This is a genomic window from Bordetella sp. (assembly GCF_051960075.1).
GTDB lineage: Bacteria > Pseudomonadota > Gammaproteobacteria > Burkholderiales > Burkholderiaceae_B > Bordetella.
Window position 1 is genome coordinate 13891 of sequence record NZ_JBQCER010000002.1, and the last position, 23047, is coordinate 36937.

Annotated in this window: 18 protein-coding genes; 10 read left to right on the forward strand and 8 right to left on the reverse strand. The window is 65.3% G+C overall.

All coding sequences use genetic code 11. The features are described 5' to 3' along the window. Positions 1-52 precede the first annotated feature (52 nt). Entirely contained in the window at positions 53-1312 is a 1260-nt protein-coding gene (locus ACTHJ1_RS00125) for a citrate synthase (protein ID WP_440186184.1), read from the reverse strand. A 149-nt stretch (positions 1313-1461) separates the two neighbouring features. On the opposite strand from ACTHJ1_RS00125, the gene ACTHJ1_RS00130 reads away from it, so the two are divergent. The 4 genes from ACTHJ1_RS00130 to mdtD all read left to right on the forward strand — a co-directional run bounded on the left by ACTHJ1_RS00130 (position 1462) and on the right by mdtD (position 6128). After that, complete coding sequence (locus ACTHJ1_RS00130; RefSeq protein ID WP_440186186.1) at positions 1462-2823, forward strand: MFS transporter; 1362 nt, start codon at positions 1462-1464, stop codon at positions 2821-2823. A gap of 16 nt (positions 2824-2839) precedes the next feature. After that, positions 2840-3826 (forward strand): 4,5-dihydroxyphthalate decarboxylase, encoded by a 987-nt coding sequence (locus tag ACTHJ1_RS00135; protein ID WP_440186188.1) that lies wholly within the window; start codon positions 2840-2842, stop codon positions 3824-3826. A gap of 23 nt (positions 3827-3849) precedes the next feature. Next, a complete protein-coding gene (locus tag ACTHJ1_RS00140) occupies positions 3850-4605 on the forward strand; it encodes a class II aldolase/adducin family protein (RefSeq protein WP_440186190.1) in 756 nt (251 codons plus the stop codon). 134 nt (positions 4606-4739) lie between these two features. After that, positions 4740-6128 carry a multidrug transporter subunit MdtD gene (gene mdtD, locus ACTHJ1_RS00145; protein ID WP_440186192.1) on the forward strand — a complete coding sequence of 463 codons (1389 nt, stop codon included), beginning with the start codon at positions 4740-4742 and terminating at the stop codon, positions 6126-6128. A gap of 22 nt (positions 6129-6150) precedes the next feature. Here the strand turns inward: mdtD and ACTHJ1_RS00150 are convergent, their stop codons facing one another. Further along, on the reverse strand, positions 6151-7440 hold the full coding sequence (locus tag ACTHJ1_RS00150; RefSeq protein WP_440186194.1) for an MFS transporter: 1290 nt from the start codon (positions 7438-7440) through the stop codon (positions 6151-6153). 129 nt (positions 7441-7569) lie between these two features. Between ACTHJ1_RS00150 and ACTHJ1_RS00155 the strand changes: the two genes are divergently transcribed. Then, a complete protein-coding gene (locus ACTHJ1_RS00155; protein WP_440186196.1) occupies positions 7570-8163 on the forward strand; it encodes a TetR/AcrR family transcriptional regulator in 594 nt (197 codons plus the stop codon). Between the two features lie 104 nt (positions 8164-8267). Here ACTHJ1_RS00155 and ACTHJ1_RS00160 read toward each other — a convergent pair whose 3' ends face one another. Continuing rightward, positions 8268-9518: an ammonium transporter gene (locus ACTHJ1_RS00160; RefSeq protein WP_440186198.1), complete on the reverse strand. Its 1251-nt coding sequence runs from the start codon at positions 9516-9518 to the stop codon at positions 8268-8270. Positions 9519-9574: 56 nt separating this feature from the next. Next, positions 9575-9913 (reverse strand): P-II family nitrogen regulator, encoded by a 339-nt coding sequence (locus ACTHJ1_RS00165; protein ID WP_440186200.1) that lies wholly within the window; start codon positions 9911-9913, stop codon positions 9575-9577. A gap of 468 nt (positions 9914-10381) precedes the next feature. Here ACTHJ1_RS00165 and ACTHJ1_RS00170 point away from each other — a divergent pair, with 468 nt between their 5' ends. The 3 genes from ACTHJ1_RS00170 to ACTHJ1_RS00180 are packed head-to-tail and all read left to right on the forward strand — an operon-like array spanning position 10382 to position 14324. Then, on the forward strand, positions 10382-10648 hold the full coding sequence (locus ACTHJ1_RS00170; protein WP_440186202.1) for an accessory factor UbiK family protein: 267 nt from the start codon (positions 10382-10384) through the stop codon (positions 10646-10648). A 35-nt stretch (positions 10649-10683) separates the two neighbouring features. Beyond that, positions 10684-12111 carry a hypothetical protein gene (locus tag ACTHJ1_RS00175; protein ID WP_440186204.1) on the forward strand — a complete coding sequence of 476 codons (1428 nt, stop codon included), beginning with the start codon at positions 10684-10686 and terminating at the stop codon, positions 12109-12111. A 14-nt stretch (positions 12112-12125) separates the two neighbouring features. Further along, on the forward strand, positions 12126-14324 hold the full coding sequence (locus ACTHJ1_RS00180) for a methyltransferase domain-containing protein (protein WP_440186206.1): 2199 nt from the start codon (positions 12126-12128) through the stop codon (positions 14322-14324). A 21-nt stretch (positions 14325-14345) separates the two neighbouring features. On the opposite strand, the gene ACTHJ1_RS00185 is transcribed toward ACTHJ1_RS00180, so the two are convergent. After that, complete coding sequence (locus ACTHJ1_RS00185; RefSeq protein WP_440186208.1) at positions 14346-15911, reverse strand: hypothetical protein; 1566 nt, start codon at positions 15909-15911, stop codon at positions 14346-14348. 282 nt (positions 15912-16193) lie between these two features. Here ACTHJ1_RS00185 and ACTHJ1_RS00190 point away from each other — a divergent pair, with 282 nt between their 5' ends. Then, positions 16194-17729 (forward strand): YifB family Mg chelatase-like AAA ATPase, encoded by a 1536-nt coding sequence (locus ACTHJ1_RS00190; protein ID WP_440186210.1) that lies wholly within the window; start codon positions 16194-16196, stop codon positions 17727-17729. Positions 17730-17785: 56 nt separating this feature from the next. On the opposite strand, the gene ACTHJ1_RS00195 is transcribed toward ACTHJ1_RS00190, so the two are convergent. From ACTHJ1_RS00195 to ACTHJ1_RS00205, 3 genes are read right to left on the reverse strand one after another with little or no spacing between them, the layout of a single operon-like run. Next, the gene (locus tag ACTHJ1_RS00195; RefSeq protein WP_440186212.1) at positions 17786-18370 is read right to left on the reverse strand and encodes a hypothetical protein; all 585 of its coding nucleotides are present in this window, start codon (positions 18368-18370) and stop codon (positions 17786-17788) included. Positions 18371-18394: 24 nt separating this feature from the next. Then, on the reverse strand, positions 18395-20554 hold the full coding sequence (locus ACTHJ1_RS00200) for a hypothetical protein (RefSeq protein ID WP_440186214.1): 2160 nt from the start codon (positions 20552-20554) through the stop codon (positions 18395-18397). Positions 20555-20564: 10 nt separating this feature from the next. Further along, positions 20565-21038, reverse strand: a complete 474-nt coding sequence (locus ACTHJ1_RS00205; RefSeq protein ID WP_440186216.1) for a type III secretion system chaperone — start codon at positions 21036-21038, stop codon at positions 20565-20567. A gap of 167 nt (positions 21039-21205) precedes the next feature. Between ACTHJ1_RS00205 and ACTHJ1_RS00210 the strand changes: the two genes are divergently transcribed. Next, the gene (locus ACTHJ1_RS00210; protein WP_440186218.1) at positions 21206-22918 is read left to right on the forward strand and encodes an AMP-binding protein; all 1713 of its coding nucleotides are present in this window, start codon (positions 21206-21208) and stop codon (positions 22916-22918) included. Positions 22919-23047 lie beyond the last annotated feature (129 nt).

A 23047-nucleotide genomic window follows, 5' to 3' on the forward strand; every position in this document is an offset into this window, starting at 1 on the left:
ATGTCTTTGAACCGGATCTTGCACGACTGTCGAGGGTGTCTCGCGCGTGCCGCTATTGCGGCGCTTCGTACTTGGCGCGCGGGCGCAGCATGAAGGCCTGCGTGCGTTGCTCCATGACGTGCGCCACCCAGCCCGCGGTGCGTCCGACGATCCAGATGGCGGTGGCCGAGCCGTCGGGCAGTCCCAAGGCGCGGGCCAGCGTGACGAGACCGAGCGCGATGCCGGGCTGGGCGTTCAGTTCGCGCCGCGTCCGGTCGAAAAAACTCAGCGTGAGCCGGGTGTTCTTGCGCATGGCGGGCGTGGCGTGCGGACCCTTCGCGATGTCGCCGGCCGCCTGCAGCATCAGGTCGGCGCGCGGATCTGCGCCGAGATAGAGCGGGTGATTGAAACCGAACAGGCTGGCACCGTATTCGCGCACGCGATCCATTCGGGTGTCGAGCGCCGACATGGGAGGGCATAAAAGCAGGGTTTCGATTTTTTCCGTGCCGGTGCCGGTGGAAAAGCCGACATGCGAGCCGATGGCGCTGGCTACGCAATTGAAGAGATCCGCGTTGGTCGAGGCGGCCACGCGGGCGGAAAACGTCGCAGGCGCCAGTTCGTTGTCCGCCAGGACGATGAGCGCCATATTGACCGCGCGCAGCGTTTCGGGCGTGACGACGACGCCCGCGGCGCGCAGGATCTGACCGGCAATGCTCTCGTCGGCCTCGCGCTTGACGAAGGCGCGTCTGGGCCCCAGAAAGCCGATGCAGCCGGCCATGCTCTGGATCATCAGTCGCGCAGCCTGCACCGCGCTGCCGTCGGCGATCTCACGTGTGCCGCGGCCTTGCATGGCCAGTGCAAAGGGCAGCATGCCGATGAGATTGCCGATTTCGCTGCTCGTGATCTTGCCTTCGTAGGTAGAGAGAAAACGCAGCACGTCCGGCGGCGTGTCGGCGGGCGCCCAGATGGCCAGGCTGTCCTGCCAGATTCCCGTCATCAACAGATACGCCACGGATTCGAAGGACGCGCCCGCCATGGCGAGATCGGTTGCCAATTTATTGCGGTAGCGCGGGCCGTGGGGCGTGATCTGCGTGATGGCCGAGTGCAGCACCGGATCGCCCAGGCGCATGGTGGACTCGGCCACCGAACCCATGGGGGAGCGGCCGCGTTTGCGCGTGCTCAGCTGTTCGACGTCGCGGCGCAGATACAGCCGCTTGCGGCCGTCTTCGTGCGGCGTGGCGCGGATCAGGCCGCGGCTGACGTAAGCGTACAGCGTCGCCGGCTTGATCTTCAGGATTTCCAGCGCGTCTTCCCGCGTCAGCATGTCGTTCATGAGCCGTAATTCCCGCCGTTTTTTACGAATCCGCGAATATTATATTGATTTTAAAATTCAATATTGATAAATAAAAACATGGTTATTAAAGTGAGCTCCGAATCATAAAAATGCGCCGCGCCGCGGCAGCGAATATTCGGAGACACAGCATGGCCCAAGGCACTCCATCGTCGAGCGCGATGCGCATCGATCTGCTCGAAACCCTGCAATCCGCGCCGCTCGGCGCGTTTCATGTGCGGCTCGCCATTTTGCTGGCGCTGATTCTCTGGTTCGACGGCTACGACCTCTACAACGCCGCCTACATCGTCCACGACGTGGCGCCGCTCTGGCATCTGTCGCCCAGCCAGATCGGTCTGATGCTGTCGTGCGGCCTGGCCGGTTTCGCGATCGGGTCGGCGGTGTGCGGCCTGTTCGGCGATCGCCTGGGACGCCGCCGTGTGCTGCTGGCCGGCGTCTGGGGCGCAGGCGCGATGAGCCTGGCCATCGGCCTATTTGCCGACAGCCTGGGCGCCTTTATCGGACTGCGCCTGGTGATGGGCGTGTCGCTCGGCTTGTTGATGCCGATCGCGATCACCTATATCAACGAAATCGCCCCCAAGCGCGTGGCCAACGTCTTCACCATCGGGTTCTTCTCGCTGGGCTGGATCGGCGGGGCGACCTGTTCCGGATTCATCGCCGCGTGGTTGAGCCCCCGCTACGGTTGGCACAGTCTGTATCTCTTCGGCGGCCTGGCCGTGCTGCTGGCGCTGGTGCTGCAGTTCGCGCTGCCCGAATCCGTGTCCTTCCTGGGTAGCCGCGGCCGCTGGGACGAGGTGCGCGCGCAACTGGCCCGCTTCTGGCCGGCACGCGCCGAGGAATTCCGGCGCGCGACGCTGGTCGCGCCTGAGCCGACCGCCAGGGCGGGCTCCCTGGCCGCGCTGTTTTCGGCCCAGTACCGCGGCAAGACCTTCTGCTTCTGGGGCATGGGCGCGCTTTCGCTGTTTTCGTCGTATGGACTGTCGGGCTGGCTGCCCACCATCCTGATCGCGCGCGGCGTGACCATGACCAGCAGTTTCGCCTTCGGCTCCCTGCTGGTGTTCGCCTCGGCGTTCGGCAGCCTGGTCACCGGTTTCGCCGCCGATCGCATCGGCAACCGCCGTCTGGCCATGTCCGTCGCCTGGCTGCTGGGCACCGCGGCGATCGCCATGCTGGCCCGAAGCGGCCACGGCTCGGTGTTCTGGATCGTCGTGGTGGCGGGCATGTTCGTCATCGGCACGCAGACGGTGCTCAACAATCTGGTCGCGGTCAGCTATCCCACCGAAATCCGCAGCACGGGCGTGGGTGTCTTTCTGGGCGTGGCCCGTATAGGCGCCATGTGCGGCCCGGCGATCTCCGGCGTGCTGCAGCAGCAGACGGGCGGTCCGGGCGCGATGTTCTTCGTGCTGGGTCTGGCCTTGGTGATCGCGGCCGCGCTGGTTTTTTTCGTGGTCGTGCCAAAAAATCTGCCCAGGGGATCCGCCTTCGGGCACTGATCAATCCATCGTTCATATGTCCAAACTCACACTCTCTCTCGCCGTCAACGACTACGACCACGTGCGCGACCTGCTGGACGGCCGCGTGCAGGCCGAAGGCATTGCGTTGGTGCCATCGGTGTTGCCGGTCGAAGAAATCTTCTACCGCACGACCCATTATCGGGAATGGGATCTTTCCGAGATGTCGCTGGCCAAATATGCGTCGCTGCGATCCCAGGGCGACGAGCGCCTGATTGGTCTGCCCGTGTTTCCCTCAAGGGTGTTCCGGATATCTTCGCTATATGTGCGGCGCGGCGGCATCGATGCCACCGCTCAGCTGCGCGGCAAGCGCATCGGCATACCGGAGTGGGCCCAGACGGCCTCCGTCTATTCGCGCGGCTGGCTCGCGCACGACCAGGGCGTGGCTCTGACCGACGTGGAATGGGTGCAGGGCGGCGTCAATCAGGCCGGCCGCAAGGAGAAGGTCGACGTGCGGCTGCCGCAAGGCGTGCGCTATCGCAATGTGGCCGATAAATCGCTTACGCAGATGCTGCTCTCGGGCGAAATCGACGCCATCTTGAGCGCCCGGCCACCCGAGCCGCCCGCCGGGCAGAGCGCGCAGATCGTGCGCTTGGTCGCCGACCCGGAAGCGGCCGAGCGTGCGCATTTCGCGGCCACCGGCATTTTTCCGATCATGCACCTGATCGTGATGCGCCGCGAGGTGTTCGAGGCCAACCGCTGGATCGCCGGCAATCTGCTCAAGGCCTTCACGCAGGCCAAGGAAAACAGCCTGGCGCGTTTGCGCGACATTACCTGTTCGCATTTTCCCTTGCCCTGGATGAATGCGCGCGCCGACGACGCGATCCGTCTTTTCGGCGGCGATCCGTGGCCCTACGGCGTTCAGGCCAACCGCGTGACGCTGGATGCCTTCCTGGGCTTTGCCCATGAACAGGGCGTGTGCCACCGCAGGCTTGCGCCCGAAGACCTGTTTCCGCCCGAGGTGGCCGCCTCGGTGCGCGTCTGATTTTTTTGCCTGAGAGATTCGACATGACCCAGAAGTCTTATACCCCTGCGACCACGACGCACGACGCAGGCAATTTGACGCAGTTGCTCGCCGACTTGGCCTCGGCCAATCACATCCTTGCCCACCACGGCGTGCTAGACGGCTTCGGCCACGTCAGCGTACGCGATCCCCGCAACCCGAACCGCTTCCTGATCGCGCAATCGATGGCGCCCGAGCTGGTCCGGCCCGAAGACATTCTCACGCTCGATCTCGACTGTCAGCCGGTGGATGGCGACACGCGCAAGCGCTACCTGGAAACCTGGATCCACGCCGAGATCTACCGCCTGCGTCCCGACGTCAATTCCGTGGTGCACAGCCATTCTCCCTCGGTCATTCCCTTCGCGGCCTCGTCCGTCAGACTGCGCCCCATCTATCACATGGCGGGCTTTCTCTCGAACGGCTCGCCGGTGTTCGATATGCGCCACTGCTTCGGCTGCACCGACATGCTGGTGCGCAACAGCGCGCAGGGCAGGGCGCTGGCCGAGACGCTGGGGCGTTCGGACGTGGCGCTGATGCGCGGCCATGGCTTCGTGGCGACGGGACCGACCTTGCCGATGTCGGTCTATCGCGCGATTTACACCGAATTGAACGCGGGCATGCAGCAAAAGGCCATTGGCCTGGGCGGCGACGTCACCTACCTGGACGACGAGGAAGGCAAGGCCTACAACGAGACCAGCCTGAGCGTCATGGAACGCCCCTGGACGTTGTGGAAACGGCAGGTCCAGGCGCTGCGCGACTGAGGCGGCGGGCTGCAGCCGACGGCATGAGGAGCGGATTGGGCAGGCTGCACGGTTCGGTTCTATGATGAAGGTGTTATCGATTTTCCGGCCGCGCGATGCCTGCCGCCCGGCCGGCGCCACGTGCCGAACTCCAGATGTCTTCCAAGCATTCCCACACCGCATTCCTATGGCTCGTCGCCGCCGGCTTCTTCATGCAGACGCTGGACACGACGATCATCAACACCGCCCTGCCGGCTATTGCCCACAACCTTAATGAGAAGCCCCTGGCAATGCAGCCGGTGGTGGTGGCCTATGCGCTGACCATGGCGATTCTGACGCCGGCCTCAGGTTGGCTGGCCGACAAGTTCGGTACGCGTCGGGTTTTTTTCGCCGCGATCCTGATTTTCGTCATCGGCTCGCTGTGCTGCGCCGGCGCTCATACGCTGGGCCAGTTGACCGCCGCGCGCGTGCTGCAGGGCGTGGGCGGATCGATGCTGCTGCCCATCGGCCGCCTGTCGCTCTTGCGCAATGTGCCGGGCGAGCAATACGTGGCCGCGCTGGCGTTCACCTCGATTGCCGGTCAGGCAGGCCCCATCGTCGGGCCTACGCTGGGCGGCTGGTTCGTCGAGGCCGCATCGTGGCACTGGATCTTTCTGGTCAATTTGCCCATCGGCATCGTCGGCCTGTTCGCGGTGCTGCGCTATATGCCCGAGAGTAGCGTCGATCGCACGCCGCGCTTCGATGTGATCGGCTGCGGCCTGCTGTCGCTGTGCATGGCGGCATTCTCGCTGGCTGTCGACGTGCCCATGCATAGCCACCGCATCGCCTGGTCGATCGGCCTGTTCCTGCTGAGCATGGCGACCGCGCTGGCCTATATTCCTCATGCCCGGCGTTCGCGCGAGCCGCTGTTCCGGCTCGGCCTGTTCCGCGAACCCAACTTCAGCATCGGTCTGGCCGGCAATCTGGTGGCGCGCGTCGGCGCCAGCGCCATGCCTTTTCTCGTGCCCTTGCTGATGCAGCTGCAGCTGGGCTACAGCCCGATCCGCTCAGGCCTGATGATGTTGCCGGCGGCGCTGACCGGCACGCTGGCCAAGAGCTGGATCGTGCCGCTGGTCAGGCGTTTCGGCTATCGCGGCTTTCTGCGCGTCAATACGCTGATCGTCGGCGCGTCCATCATGGCGTTCGCCCTGGTGTCGCCCGCATCGCCGCCTATCGTCGCCATCGTCATCCTCGCGATCTTCGGCGGCGCCAATTCCATGCAGTTCGCCGCAATGAACAGCGCCACGCTCAAGAACCTGTCGCGCGAGGACGCCGGCAGCGGCAACAGTCTGTTCTCGATGGTGCAGATGCTGGCACTGGGCTTGGGCGTGTCGATCGGCGGCGGCCTGGTGCAGGTTTTCGCCGCGCACTGGGGAACGACGCAAGGCGGTTTCGCGTTCAGCTTCGTCTGCGTCGGCGGAATCACGCTGGTGTCGGCGCTGCTGTTTCGCCACATCGACAATGCCCCGCCGGCTCGTGTGAAAGCCGCCGCGCCGGCGCAGTAGGCCTGCGGGCGCGGCGCATCGATCAGGCTGCCACAGGCTCGGGCGTGGCGCGCTGGCGCTTGACCATCAGGGCGATCACCGCGGCGAGGATGCCTGTGGCGCCCGAGATGACGAAAGCCGTGAGGTAGCTGCCGGTGGCCTGGCGTATGGCGCCGCCCATCCAGGCGGCCGTGGCGGCGCCGATCTGGTGGCCCGCGACGATCCAGCCGAACACGATCGGCGCGTCGCGGTCGCCGAAGGCGTCGCTGGCCAGGCGCAGCGTGGGCGGCACGGTGGCGATCCAGTCCAGACCATAGAACACGGCGAAGATGGACAGGCTGTAGAACGAGAAGTTGGTGTAGGGCAGGATGATCAGCGACACGCCGCGCAGGCCGTAGTAGACAAAGAGCAGCTTGCGCGGATCGTAGCGGTCGGTGAGCCAGCCCGAGGCGGTGGTGCCGATCAGGTCGAACACGCCCATCAGCGACAGCAGGCCGGCGGCGGCGACCGGCGCAATACCGTGATCGCCGCACAGCGCGATGAGGTGCGTGCCTACCAAACCGTTGGTGGTGAAGCCGCAGACCCAGAATGTGGCGAACAGGTACCAGAAGGCCCTGGTGCGGCTGGCGCGCTTGAGCGCACCGAACGTCGTAGCCATGAAACCGGCGCGCGGCGCGGCGGGCGCGGGCGGATTGGCCGGGTCGCTGCCATAGGGCAGCAGGCCGACGTCGGCCGGGCGGCCGGGCACCAGCTTCCATACCAGCGGCACCATGACCAGCCTGGCGATGGCCACGGCCCACCCGGCTCGCCGCCAATCCCCGGATGAGGCCAGCGCCGCCAGCGCCGGCAGGAAGATCAGGTTGCCGGTGGCGGTGCTGGCGGTAAGAATGCCCATGGCCAGGCCGCGGTGCCTGACGAACCAGCGGTTGGCGATGGTGGCGCCCAGCACCGTGGCTACAGCGCCCGACGCGATGCCGGAAAACAGCCCCCACAGCGCGATGAGGTGCCAGGTCTGGGTCATGTAGGCACTGGCTGCGCTGGAAATGGCCATGGCAACCAGGGATGCCAGCACGACGCGGCGCAGTCCGAAGTGATCCATGGCCGCAGCCGCGAAGGGGCCGACCATGCCGTAGAAAAAGATGCCGATGGCGGCAGCCAACGAAATGATCGAACGGCTCCAGCCGAAGGACTGTTGCAGCGGATCGAGCAGCACGCTGGGCGTGGCGCGCAGACCGGCCGAAAACAGCAGGCAGAAGAAAATGACGCCGACCACCACGAAGGCGTAGCGTTGACCCAGGCGAGGAACGGGCGCGGTATTGGCGGAGGAGGACATGGGTGTTACTGACCGGTACGTTGAGGTTGGCGTATAGTACGTACTAGTCAGTAACATCGTCAAGTCGTTTTCCGGACTTTTCTCATCCCGCTTCGGACCAATGCCGTCCGCTCGGATGGAGCAGCAAGCATGGCAAAAGAACAACGCCCCGAATCCCCCCCGCCGCGTGCGGCCGACCGCATCCGCCGCAGCGCGCGAGATCTGTTCTATCACCAGGGCATCCGCGCCGTGGGTGTGGACGCCATCGTGGCCGAGGCGGGCGTGACCACGCCCAGCCTCTATCGTACCTTCGCGTCCAAGGACGAACTGGCCGCGGCCTATTTACGCGACTATGAAGTGGAGTTCTGGAGTCGCTTGGTTGCGGCGGCACAGGCGCATCCCGATGATCCGCGCGCGCAGATACTGGCCTATTTCACTGCCCTGGCCGAAAGAGCCGACAGGCCCGACTACCGCGGCTGCGGGCTGACCAATGCCTGCATCGAATACCCCGAGGCCGATCATCCCGCCCGGCGGGTGTCGGTGGCCAACAAGCGCAAGGTGCGCGAACGCCTGATCGACATGGCGCGCCGCATGGGCGCAAGCGATCCCGACATGCTGGGCGACGGCCTGCAACTGCTGATGGAAGGCGCCTATGCGTCGAGTCAGCTGCTGGGAATAGGCGGACCGACGCGGCATTTGGCGCAGGCGGCGGCGTGCTTGATCGACGCCTGCGTCGCCAACTGAATCTATCGTTTCCCGGCACAAAAAAAAACGGCGCCGTTGCGGCGCCGTTCCCCTTGGGGGCGACCGGTCCGTTTACCGGCCGGTCTTGCCAAGCCCCTCATGTTTTAGCTGTGATAAGCCGATTCGCCGTGGGTGGTGATGTCCAGGCCCTCGCGCTCCTCGTCTTCAGGCACGCGCAGGCCGCAGAGCTTGTCGGCGATCTTGTAGGCGATCAGGGCCACGACGCCGGACCACACCAGGGTGGTGACGATGGCTTCGAGCTGGATCAGCACCTGGCCGCCGATGGCGCCCATCGTGTCCAGCGTCGTGCCGCCCAGTGCCTTGGCGCTGAGCACGCCGGTCAGCAGTGCGCCGCAGATGCCGCCCACGCCGTGCACGCCGAACACGTCCAGCGCGTCGTCGGCGCGCAGCATGCGCTTCAGACCGTTGACGCCCCAGACGCAGATCATGCCCACCAGGATGCCCAGCACGAAGGCGCCCACGGGACCCACGAAGCCGGCAGCCGGCGTGATGCCCACCAGACCGGCGACGGCGCCGGAGGCAGCGCCCAGCATCGAGGGCTTGCTCTTGATCAGCCATTCGGTGAAGAGCCAGGCCAGCGAGGCGGCGGCGGTTGCGATCAGGGTGTTGAAGAAAGCCAGCGTGGCCAGTTCATTCGACGCGACGGCCGAACCGGCGTTAAAGCCGAACCAGCCCACCCACAGCAGCATCGCGCCGATGTAAGTCATGACCAGGTTGTGCGGCTGCATCGATTCGCGGCCGTAGCCTACGCGCTTGCCGATCACATAGGCGCCCACCAGACCGGCGATACCGGCGTTGATGTGCACCACCGTGCCGCCGGCAAAGTCCAGGGCGCCCGCGGCCGCGAAGAGGCCCGAGACTCCCTTCTGACCCGTGGGCACCGCGTACCAGACCATGTGGGCAATGGGTACGTAGGCGAACGTGAACCAGATCACCGTGAACACCAGCACGGCCGAGAAGCGGGCACGCTCGGCAAAGCTGCCCACGATCAGCGCGCAGGTGATGCCGGCGAAGGTAGCCTGGAACGAGGCATACAGGATCTCGGTCAGCGTGCTGTTCATGGCGTATTTGCCGGTTCCCGGGTTGAACATGCCCGAGAAGAACACGCGCGAGAAACCGCCGAAGAAGGCATTGCCGTCGGTGAACGCCAGCGAGTAGCCGTAGGCGAACCAGAGGATCAGGGCCACCGTGAACGTGCAGGTGACCTGCATCAGCACGGACAGCATGTTCTTGCTGCGCACCAGGCCGCCGTAAAACAGGCCCAGTCCCGGCACGGCCATCATGAGCACGAGCAGGGTCGAGACCAGCATCCAGGAAATATCTGCTTTATCCATTATCGAGAACTCCAGTTTTTTTGTGCGAGATTCGTTGCGGCTGCGCTTGGCGGCCCTTACAGCGCCGCTTCGCCGGATTCACCGGTGCGGATGCGGATGACTTCGTCGAGCGGCGAGACGAAAATCTTGCCGTCGCCGATCTTGCCGGTGCGTGCCGCCTGCTCGATGGCCTCGACGGCCTGTTCGACCTGATGCTCGGGCACAGCGGCTTCGACGCGGACCTTGGGCAAAAAGTCCACGACATATTCGGCGCCTCTGTAGAGCTCGGTGTGACCTTTCTGGCGGCCGAAGCCTTTGACCTCGGTGACGGTCAGGCCCTGCACACCGATGCTGGACAGGGCCACCCGCACTTCGTCCAGCTTGAAGGGCTTGATGATGGCAGTGATGAGTTTCATGGCGGTTCCTTTTGTGTTGGCGCGGTGATGCCAGATCAAAAGCAAAAGCCGTGCCAACTTCAGGAACGCGCTGCAACAACCCGATCCGTCCATGAAGTTCCATTTTGGTGCATAACGTGGGCTCTATTGGTGCATGGAGGCCCGGATTCATGGCACAAAGCGGGGCGCAGCGGGGGCGGCCGACCTTGGCGGAAAATTTGTAGCAAACTGCAAAAGGCCTGCAGCGGGGATAGCCGGGCGCAGTCGGGCAGGCGCGGGATACGCCGATTTACAAGCCGATGTTTGTGCAACGCGGAATATTCGTGAACAATGCTCTTTAGGCGTTAGGCAATGCGCCCTTTTGCGGCCCGCTGGCAGGTGGGCCATTCTTTTTTTCCAAAGCCTGCGTCGAGACCGGGCTTTTCCCGCGCGGCGCAAGACCGGCAGGGCTACACTGAGGTCATCGGCTATATCGGCACGGAGGCAGCCATGAACCGTACCCAGTGGATGGAAGATTTCCAGAAGAATATTTCCGAGCTCATCGCCAAGAGCCCGGCCGCGGACATCGAACGCAACGTCCGCTCGATGATGACTCAGGCCTTTACCCGCATGGATCTGGTCACGCGTGAAGAATTCGACGTGCAGGCCGATATGCTGGCCCGCGCGCGGAGCAAGGTGGATCAGTTGAGCGAGCAACTGCGGCAGTTGCAGTCCAGGCTCGACGCCATCGAATCGGGCAAGACCACGGCCGAATAATTTCACCGCGACGCCGGCCGCGGCGTGCAACATCCATGCTCATACCCGATACGGCCGGCATAGCCGAGCCGCAGGATACCTCGGCGCATCTGGACGACGTCGCCTCGCGCCTGATCGTCCAGGCGCAAGCCTTGCTGAAGGCGGGGCAGACCGAAGAGGCGATCAAGCCGTTGCAGCAGGCGACGGTCGCCCGGCCGCTCGAGCCCGGGCTTTATGAGGTTCTTGCCAAGGCCATGCAGGCCGCGGGCCACGAGGCCGACGCCACGGCGGCGCGCCTGGCCGCCAGGGCGATTCGGGAGCGCGCGGCGGGAGACCTCATCGCCATCGGCACCTCTTATGCCCGCCACAAGCAATGGGACGCGGCCGGTTATTGGTTTTTGCGCGCCGTACTGCTCGACCCGGACATGGCGGACACGCACCTGCACATGGGCATCGCCCTGCACGAGCTGGGCCGCGACGACGAGTCCGAAATTTGCGCACGCAACGCCTGCATGCGGCAATCGATTTTCATCGACCAGGTGTGGCCGATGCAGCGACGCAGCGTGCTCGTGCTGTGCACCAGCGGCCATGACAACGTGCCGCTGCAATTTCTCATGCCCACGCCGACCAGCCGCCAGATACGCTGGACGATCGAGTTCGGCATCGTCGGGCCGGTTCGCGAGCTGCCGCCATACGACCTGGTTTTCAACGCCATCGGCGACGCCGACCGGGCACCCCAGGGCCTGGAGGCGGCGGCGCGCTTCGTTCCGGCCGCGGGCAAGCCGGTGCTCAATCCGCCGGACCGCATCCTGCGCACCTCGCGCGATCAGATTCCCGCACTGCTGGCGGGCCTGGACGGCGTTTACATTCCGCCCACGGCGCGCTGGAATCCCGGCGCGAACACGGATCTGGCCGAGGCGATCGCGTCGGCCGGCCTGCAATACCCCGTGACCGTCCGCCCCGTGGGCAAGCATGGCGGCACCGGGCTGCAGCGCCTGGACTCGGCGCCGCAGGCGCAAGAAGCAGGACGCGGCGAGCCGGGCGAGATGTATCTGAGCCGCTACTGCGACTACCGCAGCGCCGACGGATTTTTCCGCAAGTACCGTGTCGTGTTCGTCGATCGCGAGCCGTTGCCCTACCACTTGGCCATCGGCGAGAACTGGGTGCTGCACTATGTGACGGCGGACATGCGGTCGCATGCCTGGAAAACCGAAGAAGAACGCCGCTTTCTCGACGCCCCGCAGGCTGCGCTGGGCGCCGCCGCCTGGGCCGCGGTACGCGAGATCGGCGAGCGCCTGGACCTGGATTACTGCGGCGTGGACTTCTCGCTGCTGCCCGACGGCCGCGTGTTGGTGTTTGAAGCCAATGCCACCATGCTGGTGCATCCGGAAAACGGCGACGATGCGGTCCTGTGTTTCAAAAACCCATACGTGCAGCGCATTTTCGACGCATTCGAAAGCATGCTGGCGCGGCGAATGGCATAGAGCCGGGAGGGAAGATGACGATTGGAGCAGGGCTTCTGGAGAAAACGCGGGTTTCATCGAGCCACGCCATCTGCAAATGCTGCGGCGGCGCCGGTCGCCTGTGCGGCGCCGTCGATTTCTCCCGCTCTTGCGAGGACCGGACGCAAGGCACCCCTGTCGAGCCCCATGCCGGCGTGCCCATCTCGTATTTTTGCTGCGACGAATGCGGCTTCGTTTTCACGCCGGCTATGGACGGATGGACCAGGCAGGATTTCTCCGCCTATATCTACAACGACGACTACGTCCGGCACGACCCCGACTACCTGGGCAAACGTCCGGCCATGAGCGCGGAGCTGATTTCCGGGAGCTTTCCGGAGATGGCCTGGGGCAATGTGCTGGACTTCGGTTCCGGCCTGGGCCTGCTCGAAAAAGAACTGAAATCGCGCGGGGTCGCGAACGTCGACTCCTACGATCCCTATGGCGAAGCGGGCATGCGCCGCGCCCTCGCGGAAAGCTACCGGACGGTGGTGTGCTTCGAGGTGTTCGAACATCATCCTCAGCCGCACGAACTGATGGCCCAGCTGAAGAAATTCCTGGCCGACGACGGCGCGGTTTTGTTCAGTACGCTGCTGGTCACCGACGAGGTGATGGCCGAGGGCATCGAGAACTGGTGGTACTGCGCGCCGCGCAACGGTCATATTTCGCTTTTTACGTCGCGCGCCCTGGTGGCGCTTGCCAGGCAGCACGGATTCAAGGTGGGCGCATTCAGCGACAACCTTCATGTTTTCTACAAGAATGCGGTTCCGGAGTGGGCGGTGAAGTTCGTTGAAGAGCCTCCGGCCCGAGATGCCTCGTCTTCGCTCGGAGCCGCGGCGTCGCTGGTTGTCCAGGGGCGCAGGCTGCTCGAGGCCGGGCAGCTCGATCAGGCCATGGATGCGCTGGAACAGGCCTCGACCGTCGACCCGCTCGTTCCCGAGGCGTACCGTCTGTATGCCCAGGCCTTGCAGGCGGCGGGCTTGCCCATGAATGCCGAGGTGGCGCGCCTGGGCTACGAGGCACTTCTGCGCAGCTCCGCCACCGATCTGTGCGGCCTGGCGCAGGCGCTTTTGCAGCGCGGCGAATGGAGCATGGCCGGATATTGGTACAAGCGCGCCTTGCTGCTCGATCCCGATCTGGTTCAGGCTCACCTGGGCATGGGCAAGGCCATGCTCGAGCTGGATCGCGGCGAAGAAGCCGAGCGTCACGCCCATCGGGCGCACCAGCTTCAATCCGTTTATGTCGACGCGGATCGGCCGACGCAGCGGCGCAGCGTGCTGGGCTTGTGCAGCAGCGGCCTGAATGACGTGCCGGTGAAGTTTCTGATGCCGGACGAACACAATCGCCAGATACGCTGGGCGATCGAATACGGCATCACCGGGCCCATCCAGGAACTGCCGCCTTACGACCTGATCTTCAACGCCATCGGCGATGCCGACAAGGCGCAGTGGGGCCTGAAGGTGGCGCAGGCCTTGCTTGCCACGGCCGACAAACCGGTGCTCAATCCGCCGGATCGCGTCATGTGCACGTCGCGCGATCAGATCGTGAATCTGCTTTCCGGCATCGAAGGCGTTGCCATGCCGCCCACGGTGCGCTGGGACGGCCGCTCGGGGGTGAGCCTTGCCGCGGCGATCGAGACGGCCGGCCTGGCTTACCCGGCGACGCTGCGGCCGGTGGGCGGGCACGGCGGCAAAGGGCTGACGCGCCTCGAAACCCCGCAGCAGGCCGAGGTGCACGGCAAGCAGGCGGAGCCTGGCGAGCATTACCTGAGCCGGTTTTGCGACTACTGCTCGTCCGACGGGTTCTATCGCAAATACCGCGTGGTCTTCATCGACCGCAAACCCATGCCGTATCACCTGGCCATCGGGGAACAGTGGATGCTGCATTATGTGACGGCGAACATGCGATCCGACGCCTGGAAGACCGACGAGGAGCGCCGCTTCCTGGAAGCGCCGCAACAGGCCTTGGGGGCCGGGGCCTGGGCGGCATTGCGCGACATTGGCGAGCGCCTGGACCTGGATTATTGCGGCGTGGACTTTTCGCTGCTGCCCGACGGCCGCGTATTGGTGTTCGAGGCCAACGCGACCATGCTGGTGCATCTGGAAAACCCGGCCGATCCGGTGCTCGGTTTCAAAAACCCCTATGTGCAGCGCATTTTCGATGCGTTCGAAGACATGCTGGCGCGGCGGATGCCATAGCGCCGCGGTGCGGGCAAAACTCTAGCCGATCTTGTCTGCCAACTGCGCCGGGCTGGTGGGCAGGCCGATCAGGCTGTGGATATTGCTCAGTGTCGACTGCGAGCTGCCTGGATTCTGCATTGCGCCGTCGAGCAGATCCTGCAGATTTTTCGACCATGATTGTCGGCTGGGCGTGGTGATGTCTTGCACCAGGTCGCCCATGACGTATTTCTGCATGCGCAGCGACGCGCTGGCGGATTGGTTCAACGTTGCCTGCGCCAGCGCGCCGTCGATGTAGCTGATCGTCGCCTGGCTCTGCGCGCTGTCGTTGATCTGGTCGTAGTAGTAATTTTGCGATGCCTTGCTGCCGTCGAGCGCGAGCGGGCTGCCGGCCTGCAGCGGCGCATGGTAGCTGGCGTGCAGCTGCGACTGCTGCGTCTGCGTGATCGTATAGTCGTACCGACTGCGGCTCTGCACCGTGGTGCGCTGCGAAACCTGGTAAGCGTAGCTGTCCATCTCGCCCGGCTTCATGGGATTGGACGATTGCGCGGCCTGCGTCAGCGTGGCGCTGAAGTCGGCCAGGCCGGTCATCACGCTGTGGGCCGCGTCGCCGACAACGGGCAACTGCGACTCTGCGCGGGAAGACGCAGAACCGTAATGGCTGTTGAGCGACTGGAAGGCCGCGGAGAACATGGCGATGAGTTGAGCGTTGCCGTGTCCGCGCGCGCCTTCGGCGGCGAACTGCTGCAGGTAGTTGCCGATTGCCTGGGCCTGCTGGCCGGCGCTGCCCAGGATGGCCGCGTTGGATGTGTCCACGTTGATCTGCATGACGCCCAGCGGGCCGCTGGTCTGCACCGAGCGCTGTGCGCCGTCGAGGTGCAAGTCCACCGTCTGCGCGCCCTGGCCGTTGCCGTCGACGGACGCATGCAGGTCGACCGCGGCAAATACGTTGGCGTCGAACTGCTGCACGAGACCGTCCAGCGCGAGCGTGGGCTGGGCGGATGAGGTCAGCCCGTCTATGACCTGCTGGAAACCGCCCGCCATTTTCAGCAGGGCCGAGCGGTCGGCGTCGCTAAGCGAGCCGCCGGTGACTGTGATGGCTGCGGCGAGCCCGTTGCTCTGCTCGCCCAGTGCGAGCTGAACCTTGGCGCCGTCGCGCAGGGTGACGGCGAGCGAAATCTGGTTGTCGGCTCCCGTATGCAGGGCGGACTGCATGGCGCTGGCCAGCGAGGCGCTGGGCACGGCATTGGTGGACGGCAGATAGACCGATTGCGAGAAATCGTTCTCGCCGCCGCCCACTTGCTGCAGCATGAGGCGGCCTAAGTCCTGCAGGCGTCCCGAGAGGGTCGGGGCGGAGAAGTTCTGCGCCATGGCCTTGCTGATTCCGTCCACGACGTTGGTTTCCCAGACGGGTTGCGGCGCGGGCATGGCGTAGATCAGCGGCGTCATCGCCTGGATGCCGCGGATCGAAACCGTAGTCGAGGCGGGCGTGCTTTGCGATGCCTCGGCGGCCTGCGGCAAAGCGCTCCCGGCGCTTGCGCTGGAAGCGGTCTGCAAGGCGAGTGTCTGCGCCAGGACGGATGTGCCCAGAGAGGCGACGGCGGTCATGCATTACCCTTGGCGCGCCTGAGCTGCGATGTGGCCGCCGAGATTGCTCGTATCTCTTAACGGCCGGTCGCGGCAGAAGTTAACTCAAGCGCTGGCCCGGCCGGCGGCGGGCAGGGCGGTCGATTGCAGGCCGCGCTCGGCGCGGATCTCGCCGCCGATGCGGGTTTGCAAAGCAGGCGCAATCCGCACAATTGCGCTGTGATTTTTCCATCCCGCTTTGCCCCGCCGGCTTGCGGACCCATCGCATACTGCCTCGTTCCCTAAACTGAGCGAGGCATTTTCATGACCCTGGCCGTTCTTGCCAGCCGAGCCTTGGTGGGTCTGGATGCGCCCGCCGTGCGGGTGGAAACCCACGTAGGCAGCGGTTTGCCCGCCTTTCATGTCGTGGGCCTGCCCGAGGCCGAGGTGCGTGAAAGCCGCGAACGCGTACGTGCCGCACTGGTCAATAGCGGCTACGAATTCCCCTCCGGCCGCATCATCGTCAACCTGTCGCCGGCCGATCTGCCCAAGGCGTCTGCGCGCTTCGACCTGCCCATTGCCCTGGGGGTGCTGTTGGCCTCGGGCCAGTTGGCGCCGCCGGCAGGCCAGCCGCCCGAGGCGCTGGCCGATCTGGTGCTGGCCGCCGAGCTGTCCTTGACCGGCGCGCTGGTGCCGGTGGCCTCGGCCTTGCCCCTGGCGCTGGGCCTGGCGCGCGAGCGCCCCGGCGCGGCGATGATCCTGCCGCCCGGCAGCGCGGGCATCGCCGCCTGGGTGCCGGGCCTGCGCGTTTACGTGGCGCGCACCTTGACCGAAGTCGCGGCACATCTGACCGGCACAGCGCGCCTGCCGCTTGCCGAGCCGGCCCAGCGCCTGCCGGTCCAGGCGCCGCCCTGTCTGTCCGATGTCAGGGGGCAGGCCGGCGCGCGTCGTGCGCTGGAGATCTGCGCGGCGGGCGGCCACAGCCTGATGATGAGCGGGCCGCCGGGTGCGGGCAAGAGCATGCTGGCGCAGCGCCTGCCGGGTCTGTTGCCGCCGCTGTCGTCCGTGCAAGCCCTGGAGGTCGCCGCCTTGACCGGTCTGACGCAAGGCGGCGCGCGTATGACGGGCATCCCGGAGCAGCCTCCGCTGCGGTCCCCGCATCATCTCGTATCGGCGGCGGCGTTGATCGGAGGCGGATCGCGCCCCCGTCCGGGCGAAATCAGTCTTGCCCATCACGGTGTACTGTTCCTCGACGAGCTGCCCGAATTCCGCCGCGAAGCGCTGGAAGCTTTGCGGGAACCGATGGAGACGGGCCGAGTCGCCATTTCCAGGGCGCTGCGTCAGGTCGAGTACCCCTGCCTGTTCCAACTGGTGGCTGCGATGAATCCCTGTCCTTGCGGCTGGCGCGGTCATCCCACGAAGCCCTGTCGCTGCACGCCCGACCAGGTGACGCGCTACGCGAGCAAACTGTCTGGCCCTTTGCTGGACCGCATCGATCTGCATGTGTGCGTGCCGCCGGTTGACCCGGTTGTCCTGGACGGCGCCGCGGGCGAGACGTCCGCGGCGGTGCGCGAGCGTGTCGTGCGCTGCCGCGCGCGGCAGCAGGCCCGGCAGGGCAGTCTGAACGCGCGCCTGGCGGGCAGAGAGCTGGAGCGCCACTGCGCCATGTCGGATGCGGCCCGCGATCTGCTGCGCCAGGCGCAGCAAAGGCTCGACGGTTCGGCGCGAGCCCAGCACAGGGCGCTGCGCGTGGCGCGCACGCTGGCCGATCTGGAGGAGACCGACATCATCGAGCCGCGCCACATGGCCGAATCGATCCAATACCGGCTGGCGGCAAGGCCGGGCCCGGGGGCCCGCTGACGCCATCCGGGCAAAGCAGGGCGCGCATTTGGCGATAACGTCGCGCCTCGGGTCCGTCAACGCCGTTGCATCAGGGTCGCCAGGGCTTGCACGGCGGCGCTGCGGTTCGCATGCCATTCGGGCTCGCCTTGCGGCGCGGCGTTCGCGGGCATCCAGGCCCAGCGCGCGCCGTGCAGGCTGCTGTCGGCCACGACCATGCGCTGGCCGGCGGGCAGTTTGCCGGATCGCGCCAGCATGTCGGCGGCGGTCTGCAGCCGTTGCGCGATGGACAGCATGGCATTGTGGCGGGCGCGGTCCTGCTCGGGGCGGTCCATGATCGTGCCCCAACGCAGCTGGAACAGCACCGCGCAATGCGGCGTGACGGCGTAGTAGTGCGCCGCCTGCTGAGTCAGGCCGTGGCCGGCTAGGCCGAAGGCCACGTAGGGCTCGACCGCCTTGCCGGATTGCAGCTCGTTCAGGAAATGGCCGAAGTCGTACAGCGTCCAGTCCAGGTCGCGGGTGGCGTAGGCCGTGGCGTCGATCTGGCGCAGGCTCGGGACGAAGCCGGCCGGGATGGGGGGGAGGTCCAGGCCTTCGTCTTGATAAAGCGCGCGGGCAGCGTCCAGGGCGGAGGCGTCGAGCAGCGTGTCGGAAGTCGTCATGATGCGTCCTTGGCGTCGTTCGGTTTAGACCCTGAAAAGGTCTTCCAGGTTTTGCCGATCGGTGTCTTCGTGCTCGCGCAGCGTGCCGGCATAGGCGCGGTCGCGTCCCACGTAGCTGTCGAATCGGCCCTGCAGGGCCGTCGTGGCTTGAGCGCCGCCCCATTCGCCGGGTTCGATGATCTTGCCTTCGCGCTCCAGCTTGGCCAGGTGCGTCTTGATGACGTCCAGGCGCTGCACGGCCGCGTCGATTTCCGCGGCCGGAAGCAGGCCGGCGAGCGATGCGCGCAGGTTCTCCGGAGTGATGCCGTCGAAGGCGGCCTTCATCTCGCGGTCGACCACGCCGGGCAGCATCACGCCGTTCAGGCCCTCGGTGCCCGGCCGCGTCACGCCATCGGGCCCTTCGACGCCACGGCCCTGCATGACCGAAAAGAGGAGGTCGTTGGGGTTGGTGATGCTGGGACCGAAAGCCTGGTCGTTGTCGATGGCCACGAGGCCGGTGCAGCGGCCCTGGTCGTCATGCCTGAGGATGTAGTTGGCCTGGTGCCGGTCGCCTTGCGCGGTGAGCGCGTCCAGCAGTTGCAGCTTCACCAGCTCGCGCCGCACCACAGGGTCCTCGAAATTCACGTCGTCGCTGCGTTGCCTCGTGGCGGTGATGCGCAGATCCTGGATGACGTGTCCGTCCTCTATCCGGCCGAGCATCTTGCCGAGGATTTCCTGGGCCTTTTCCTGTTCCTGCGGCGTGCCGGTGGAGAGCGCCAGGATGCGTTGGCCGATGTCGCTGTCGGTGATGTCGACGTTCAGCTCATAGCGGGACTCGCTGGCTTCCAGCACGTCCTTCAAGGTGGAGAGCGCCTCCGGATTGCCGTCCTTGATGGCCTGCAGCGGATCGTCGTGCATGGCAAGCATCATGCCTATCGTCGGCCACATCTCCGCCGTGGTGTTGACGTCTTCGTCGTAGCGGGGCGTGATGCCTTCGGCGTAGCCCATGACCAGCCCGACCTTGCCGCCGAGCACGCCGATACCCGTTTCGGGCACGAGGTTGAATCCGAGCAGTTCGTCGACGGCCTTGGTGGCCACGTTGCGCACCGTCATCTGCGGGCGCTCCGCATCGATGCCCAGGAGCTTGGACGAGGGGCCGTAGCCGCTTTCCGCGCCCGTCTTGGGATTGAACTGCGGCTCTTTGTAGACCATGCGGCGCTCGCCGTAGGTCACGTCGTAGGGTTTGCTGACCGCGCCGCCGCTCAGGGCGCGGGGTTCGCCGTGGACCTGGCCGTCGGTGTAGGCACCGACCAGCGTGCGTTCATGGATGGGGATGCCCTTGTCCAGGTACTGCAGGCCCAGCTCGATGGTCAGGTCGCGGCTTTTCAAGAGCGCGATCTGCTCGGGCGAGAAGCGCATGACGGTGTCGCCCACGTGCATGCCCTGCTGGTGTATCCAGGCCAGATCTTCTTCGTCGAAGCCGTTCTCGCCCAGCCGATCGCGGACGTCCTGCATGGTGCCTTTCGATGTCGTCATGTGATCGACGTCGAGCTGGACGCTCTTCTCCAACGGAAGGTCGCTTATCAGAAGCCGGCACTCCAGCGTTTTGAGGGCACGGTCCTGAAAATGCTCGAGGAACTGCTGCCGCGCGAAGCCGTCGCCATCGTCGCCGAACTCGTTCATGATGATGTGCAGCGCATTCTTGAACCCATGCTCCCGGAATTCGGGGGATTCCGAGATGGCGGTCTGTATCGCAAACGCGGCGACCTGACGGGTCAGGCCCTGGGCCTTGCCGCCAAGCCTGGACAGTGCCGAGTCGGTCAGCTCGGACAGGCATTCTCCGAGCAACTGCCTATTGTTGGCCTGGATGTTGTTGCTCATCCTCTCGGCCTTTTCCATCACCTGCTGGATGCGGTAGCCGGTCAGCGGCCTGCCCTTGGATAGTTGGGCCGACAAATCGCGCGACATGGTGTTGGCGATTTCGTCGCCGTATTTCTCGCGCAAGGCCTGCACGAAGTCCTGGGCGACCGCTTTGTTGGACGCGACCTGCGCATCGCTGCGGGTGATGCAGTCCCAGGCACGGCTGAAGATGTTGCCGATATTGCGCCTGCCGTCGGAGCGCAGCTCGGTCTGTTCATCGAGCTTGAAGCGTACGTTGGTGCCCAGGCTGGCAACGTCGCGGTAGGTGTTCAGCGAGACGGTCATGGCGCGTTCCTCAGGCCCGGTTGGCGAAGAGACCGCCGGGGACTGCCGCGTCGGGCGCGGCCGGTGCGGCGGCCGGCGCGGCGCCGGCCGCGGCCAGGCGGGCGCCCCAGCGTTCGGTGTTCATGACCAGCGCCTGCAGCAGGTTCTCGAGCCCGGCTTGATCCAGGTGCGCGGTCGACTCGCGATAGTGCAGATAGACCATGCCTTCGCGCGAATTGGTCGACAGTGTGCCGCCGCCGGCACCGGTCCAGTAGAAATTGGCGTCGGTGATCTGCTGCAGGACGGCCTCGCGGTTTTGCTCGCCGAGCGCACCGCAGCGTGCGGTGAGCACCACGAGCTCGGCCTCTTCGATGAATTCGACGGCAATGTCCAGCGTGCCGTCCAGGCGCAGCAGGCAATAGCCGTCGTCATCCAGCGACAGATCAGAAATGCCGACTGTCTGGCCGATGCGTTGCAGCAACGTTTGGAGGTTTTGCTTGGACATGATTGTCGTTTCCTTCGCGTGTTTGTCGGCGCGGGCCGTGGTCGGCTATGGCCTGAGTAACGAGCAAGGCCGCAAGGTTCCACGCCGCAATGGGCTGGGGTAGACTTCCCACGTCTTTACCGCAGGGCAGCACCAGACTGCGCGGGCGACACCATGAGGAGACTTGCGTGAACACCATCGATTCGGGTCTTTCCTATGCAGCGGGACCCACCGACGTCCCCCTGATAGAACAGACCATAGGCGATTTTTTCGATGCCATGGCAGATGCCCAGCCCCAAAGCGAAGCACTGGTCTGCCGTCATGAGGGTAAACGCTATACCTACCGTCAATTGCAGACCGAGGCCAACCGCCTGGCCAGCGCCTTGCTGGCCACCGGCCTGGCGCCCGGCGACCGCGTGGGCATCTGGTCGCACAACAATGCGGCCTGGGTGCTGATGCAATTGGCCACGGCCAAGGCCGGGCTCATCCTGGTCAACATCAACCCGGCCTACCGCACGGCCGAGGTCGAGTACGCGCTCAACAAAGTGGGCTGCAAGCTGCTGGTGACCATGTCCACCTTCAAGACCAGCGACTATCTGGCCATGCTGCGCGAACTGGCGCCCGAACTCGCCGCGGCCGGCCCGGGTGAGCTGCACTCGGCGCGCCTGCCGCACCTGCGCCGGGTAGTGTGGATCGACACGGCGGGGCAGGGCGGCGAGGAGCCCGGCATGCAGCGCTTTTCGGCGCTGCTCGCCTCGGGCGACGCGGCCGACGCCCGCGTGGGCCAGGTGCAACGCAGCCTCAAGAATACGGATCCGATCAATATCCAGTTCACCAGCGGCACCACGGGTTTTCCCAAGGGCGCCACGCTCACGCATCGCAACATTCTCAACAACGGCTTTTTCATCGGCGAGTGCATGAAGCTCACGCCCGTCGACCGCCTGTGCATTCCGGTGCCGCTCTACCACTGCTTCGGCATGGTGCTGGGCAACCTGGCCTGCCTTACGCACGGCTCGGCCATCGTCTACCCCAACGACGGTTTCGATCCCCTGCTGGTGCTCGAAACCGTGCAGGCAGAGCGCTGCACCGGACTGCACGGCGTGCCCACCATGTTCATCGCCGAGCTCGATCATCCGCGCTTTGCCGAGTTCGACCTATCCACGCTGCGCACCGGCATCATGGCGGGCTCGCCTTGTCCCATCGAGGTGATGAAGCGCGTAGTTGGCCTGATGCACATGAGCGAGGTCACCATCGCCTATGGCATGACCGAAACCAGCCCGGTCAGTTGCCAGAGCGCCACCGACACGCCGCAGCAAAAGCGCGTGTCCACCGTGGGCCGGGTGCATCCGCACCTGGAGGTCAAGGTCGTCGATCCGGGCACCGGCGCCACGGTGCCGCGCGGCGCGACGGGCGAGCTGTGCACGCGCGGCTATTCCGTCATGCACGGCTACTGGGAAGACGAAGCCAAGACGCGCGAAGCCATCGACGACGAGCGCTGGATGCACACGGGCGACCTGGCCACCATGGACGAGGAAGGCTATGTGAACATCGTCGGCCGCATCAAGGACATGGTCATCCGCGGCGGCGAAAACCTGTACCCGCGCGAGATCGAGGAGTTCCTTTACCGCCACCCGGCCATTCAGGACGTGCAGGTCGTGGGCGTGCCCGACCCGAAATACGGCGAGGAACTCTGCGCCTGGATCATCGTCAAGCCGGGCCAGGCCCTGACCGAAGACGCCGTGCGCGACTTCTGCAAGGGGCAGATCGCGCACCAGAAGATTCCGCGCTATATCCGCTTCGTCGACGCGTTTCCCATGACGGTGACGGGCAAGATCCAGAAGTTCAAGATCCGCGAAACCATGCGTCACGAACTGGGGCTGGACGAGGCGAAAACAGCCTGACTGCCGGTGGCCTGCCTGGATGCGCGGCCGCAAATTAATGGGGCCGCATTGCTTTTTGTGGCATGGGCGCCTCGGCAATTTGCGGGATTGTCTTTCAATGGATTTTTGCCATATAATCAAAGGCTTTCC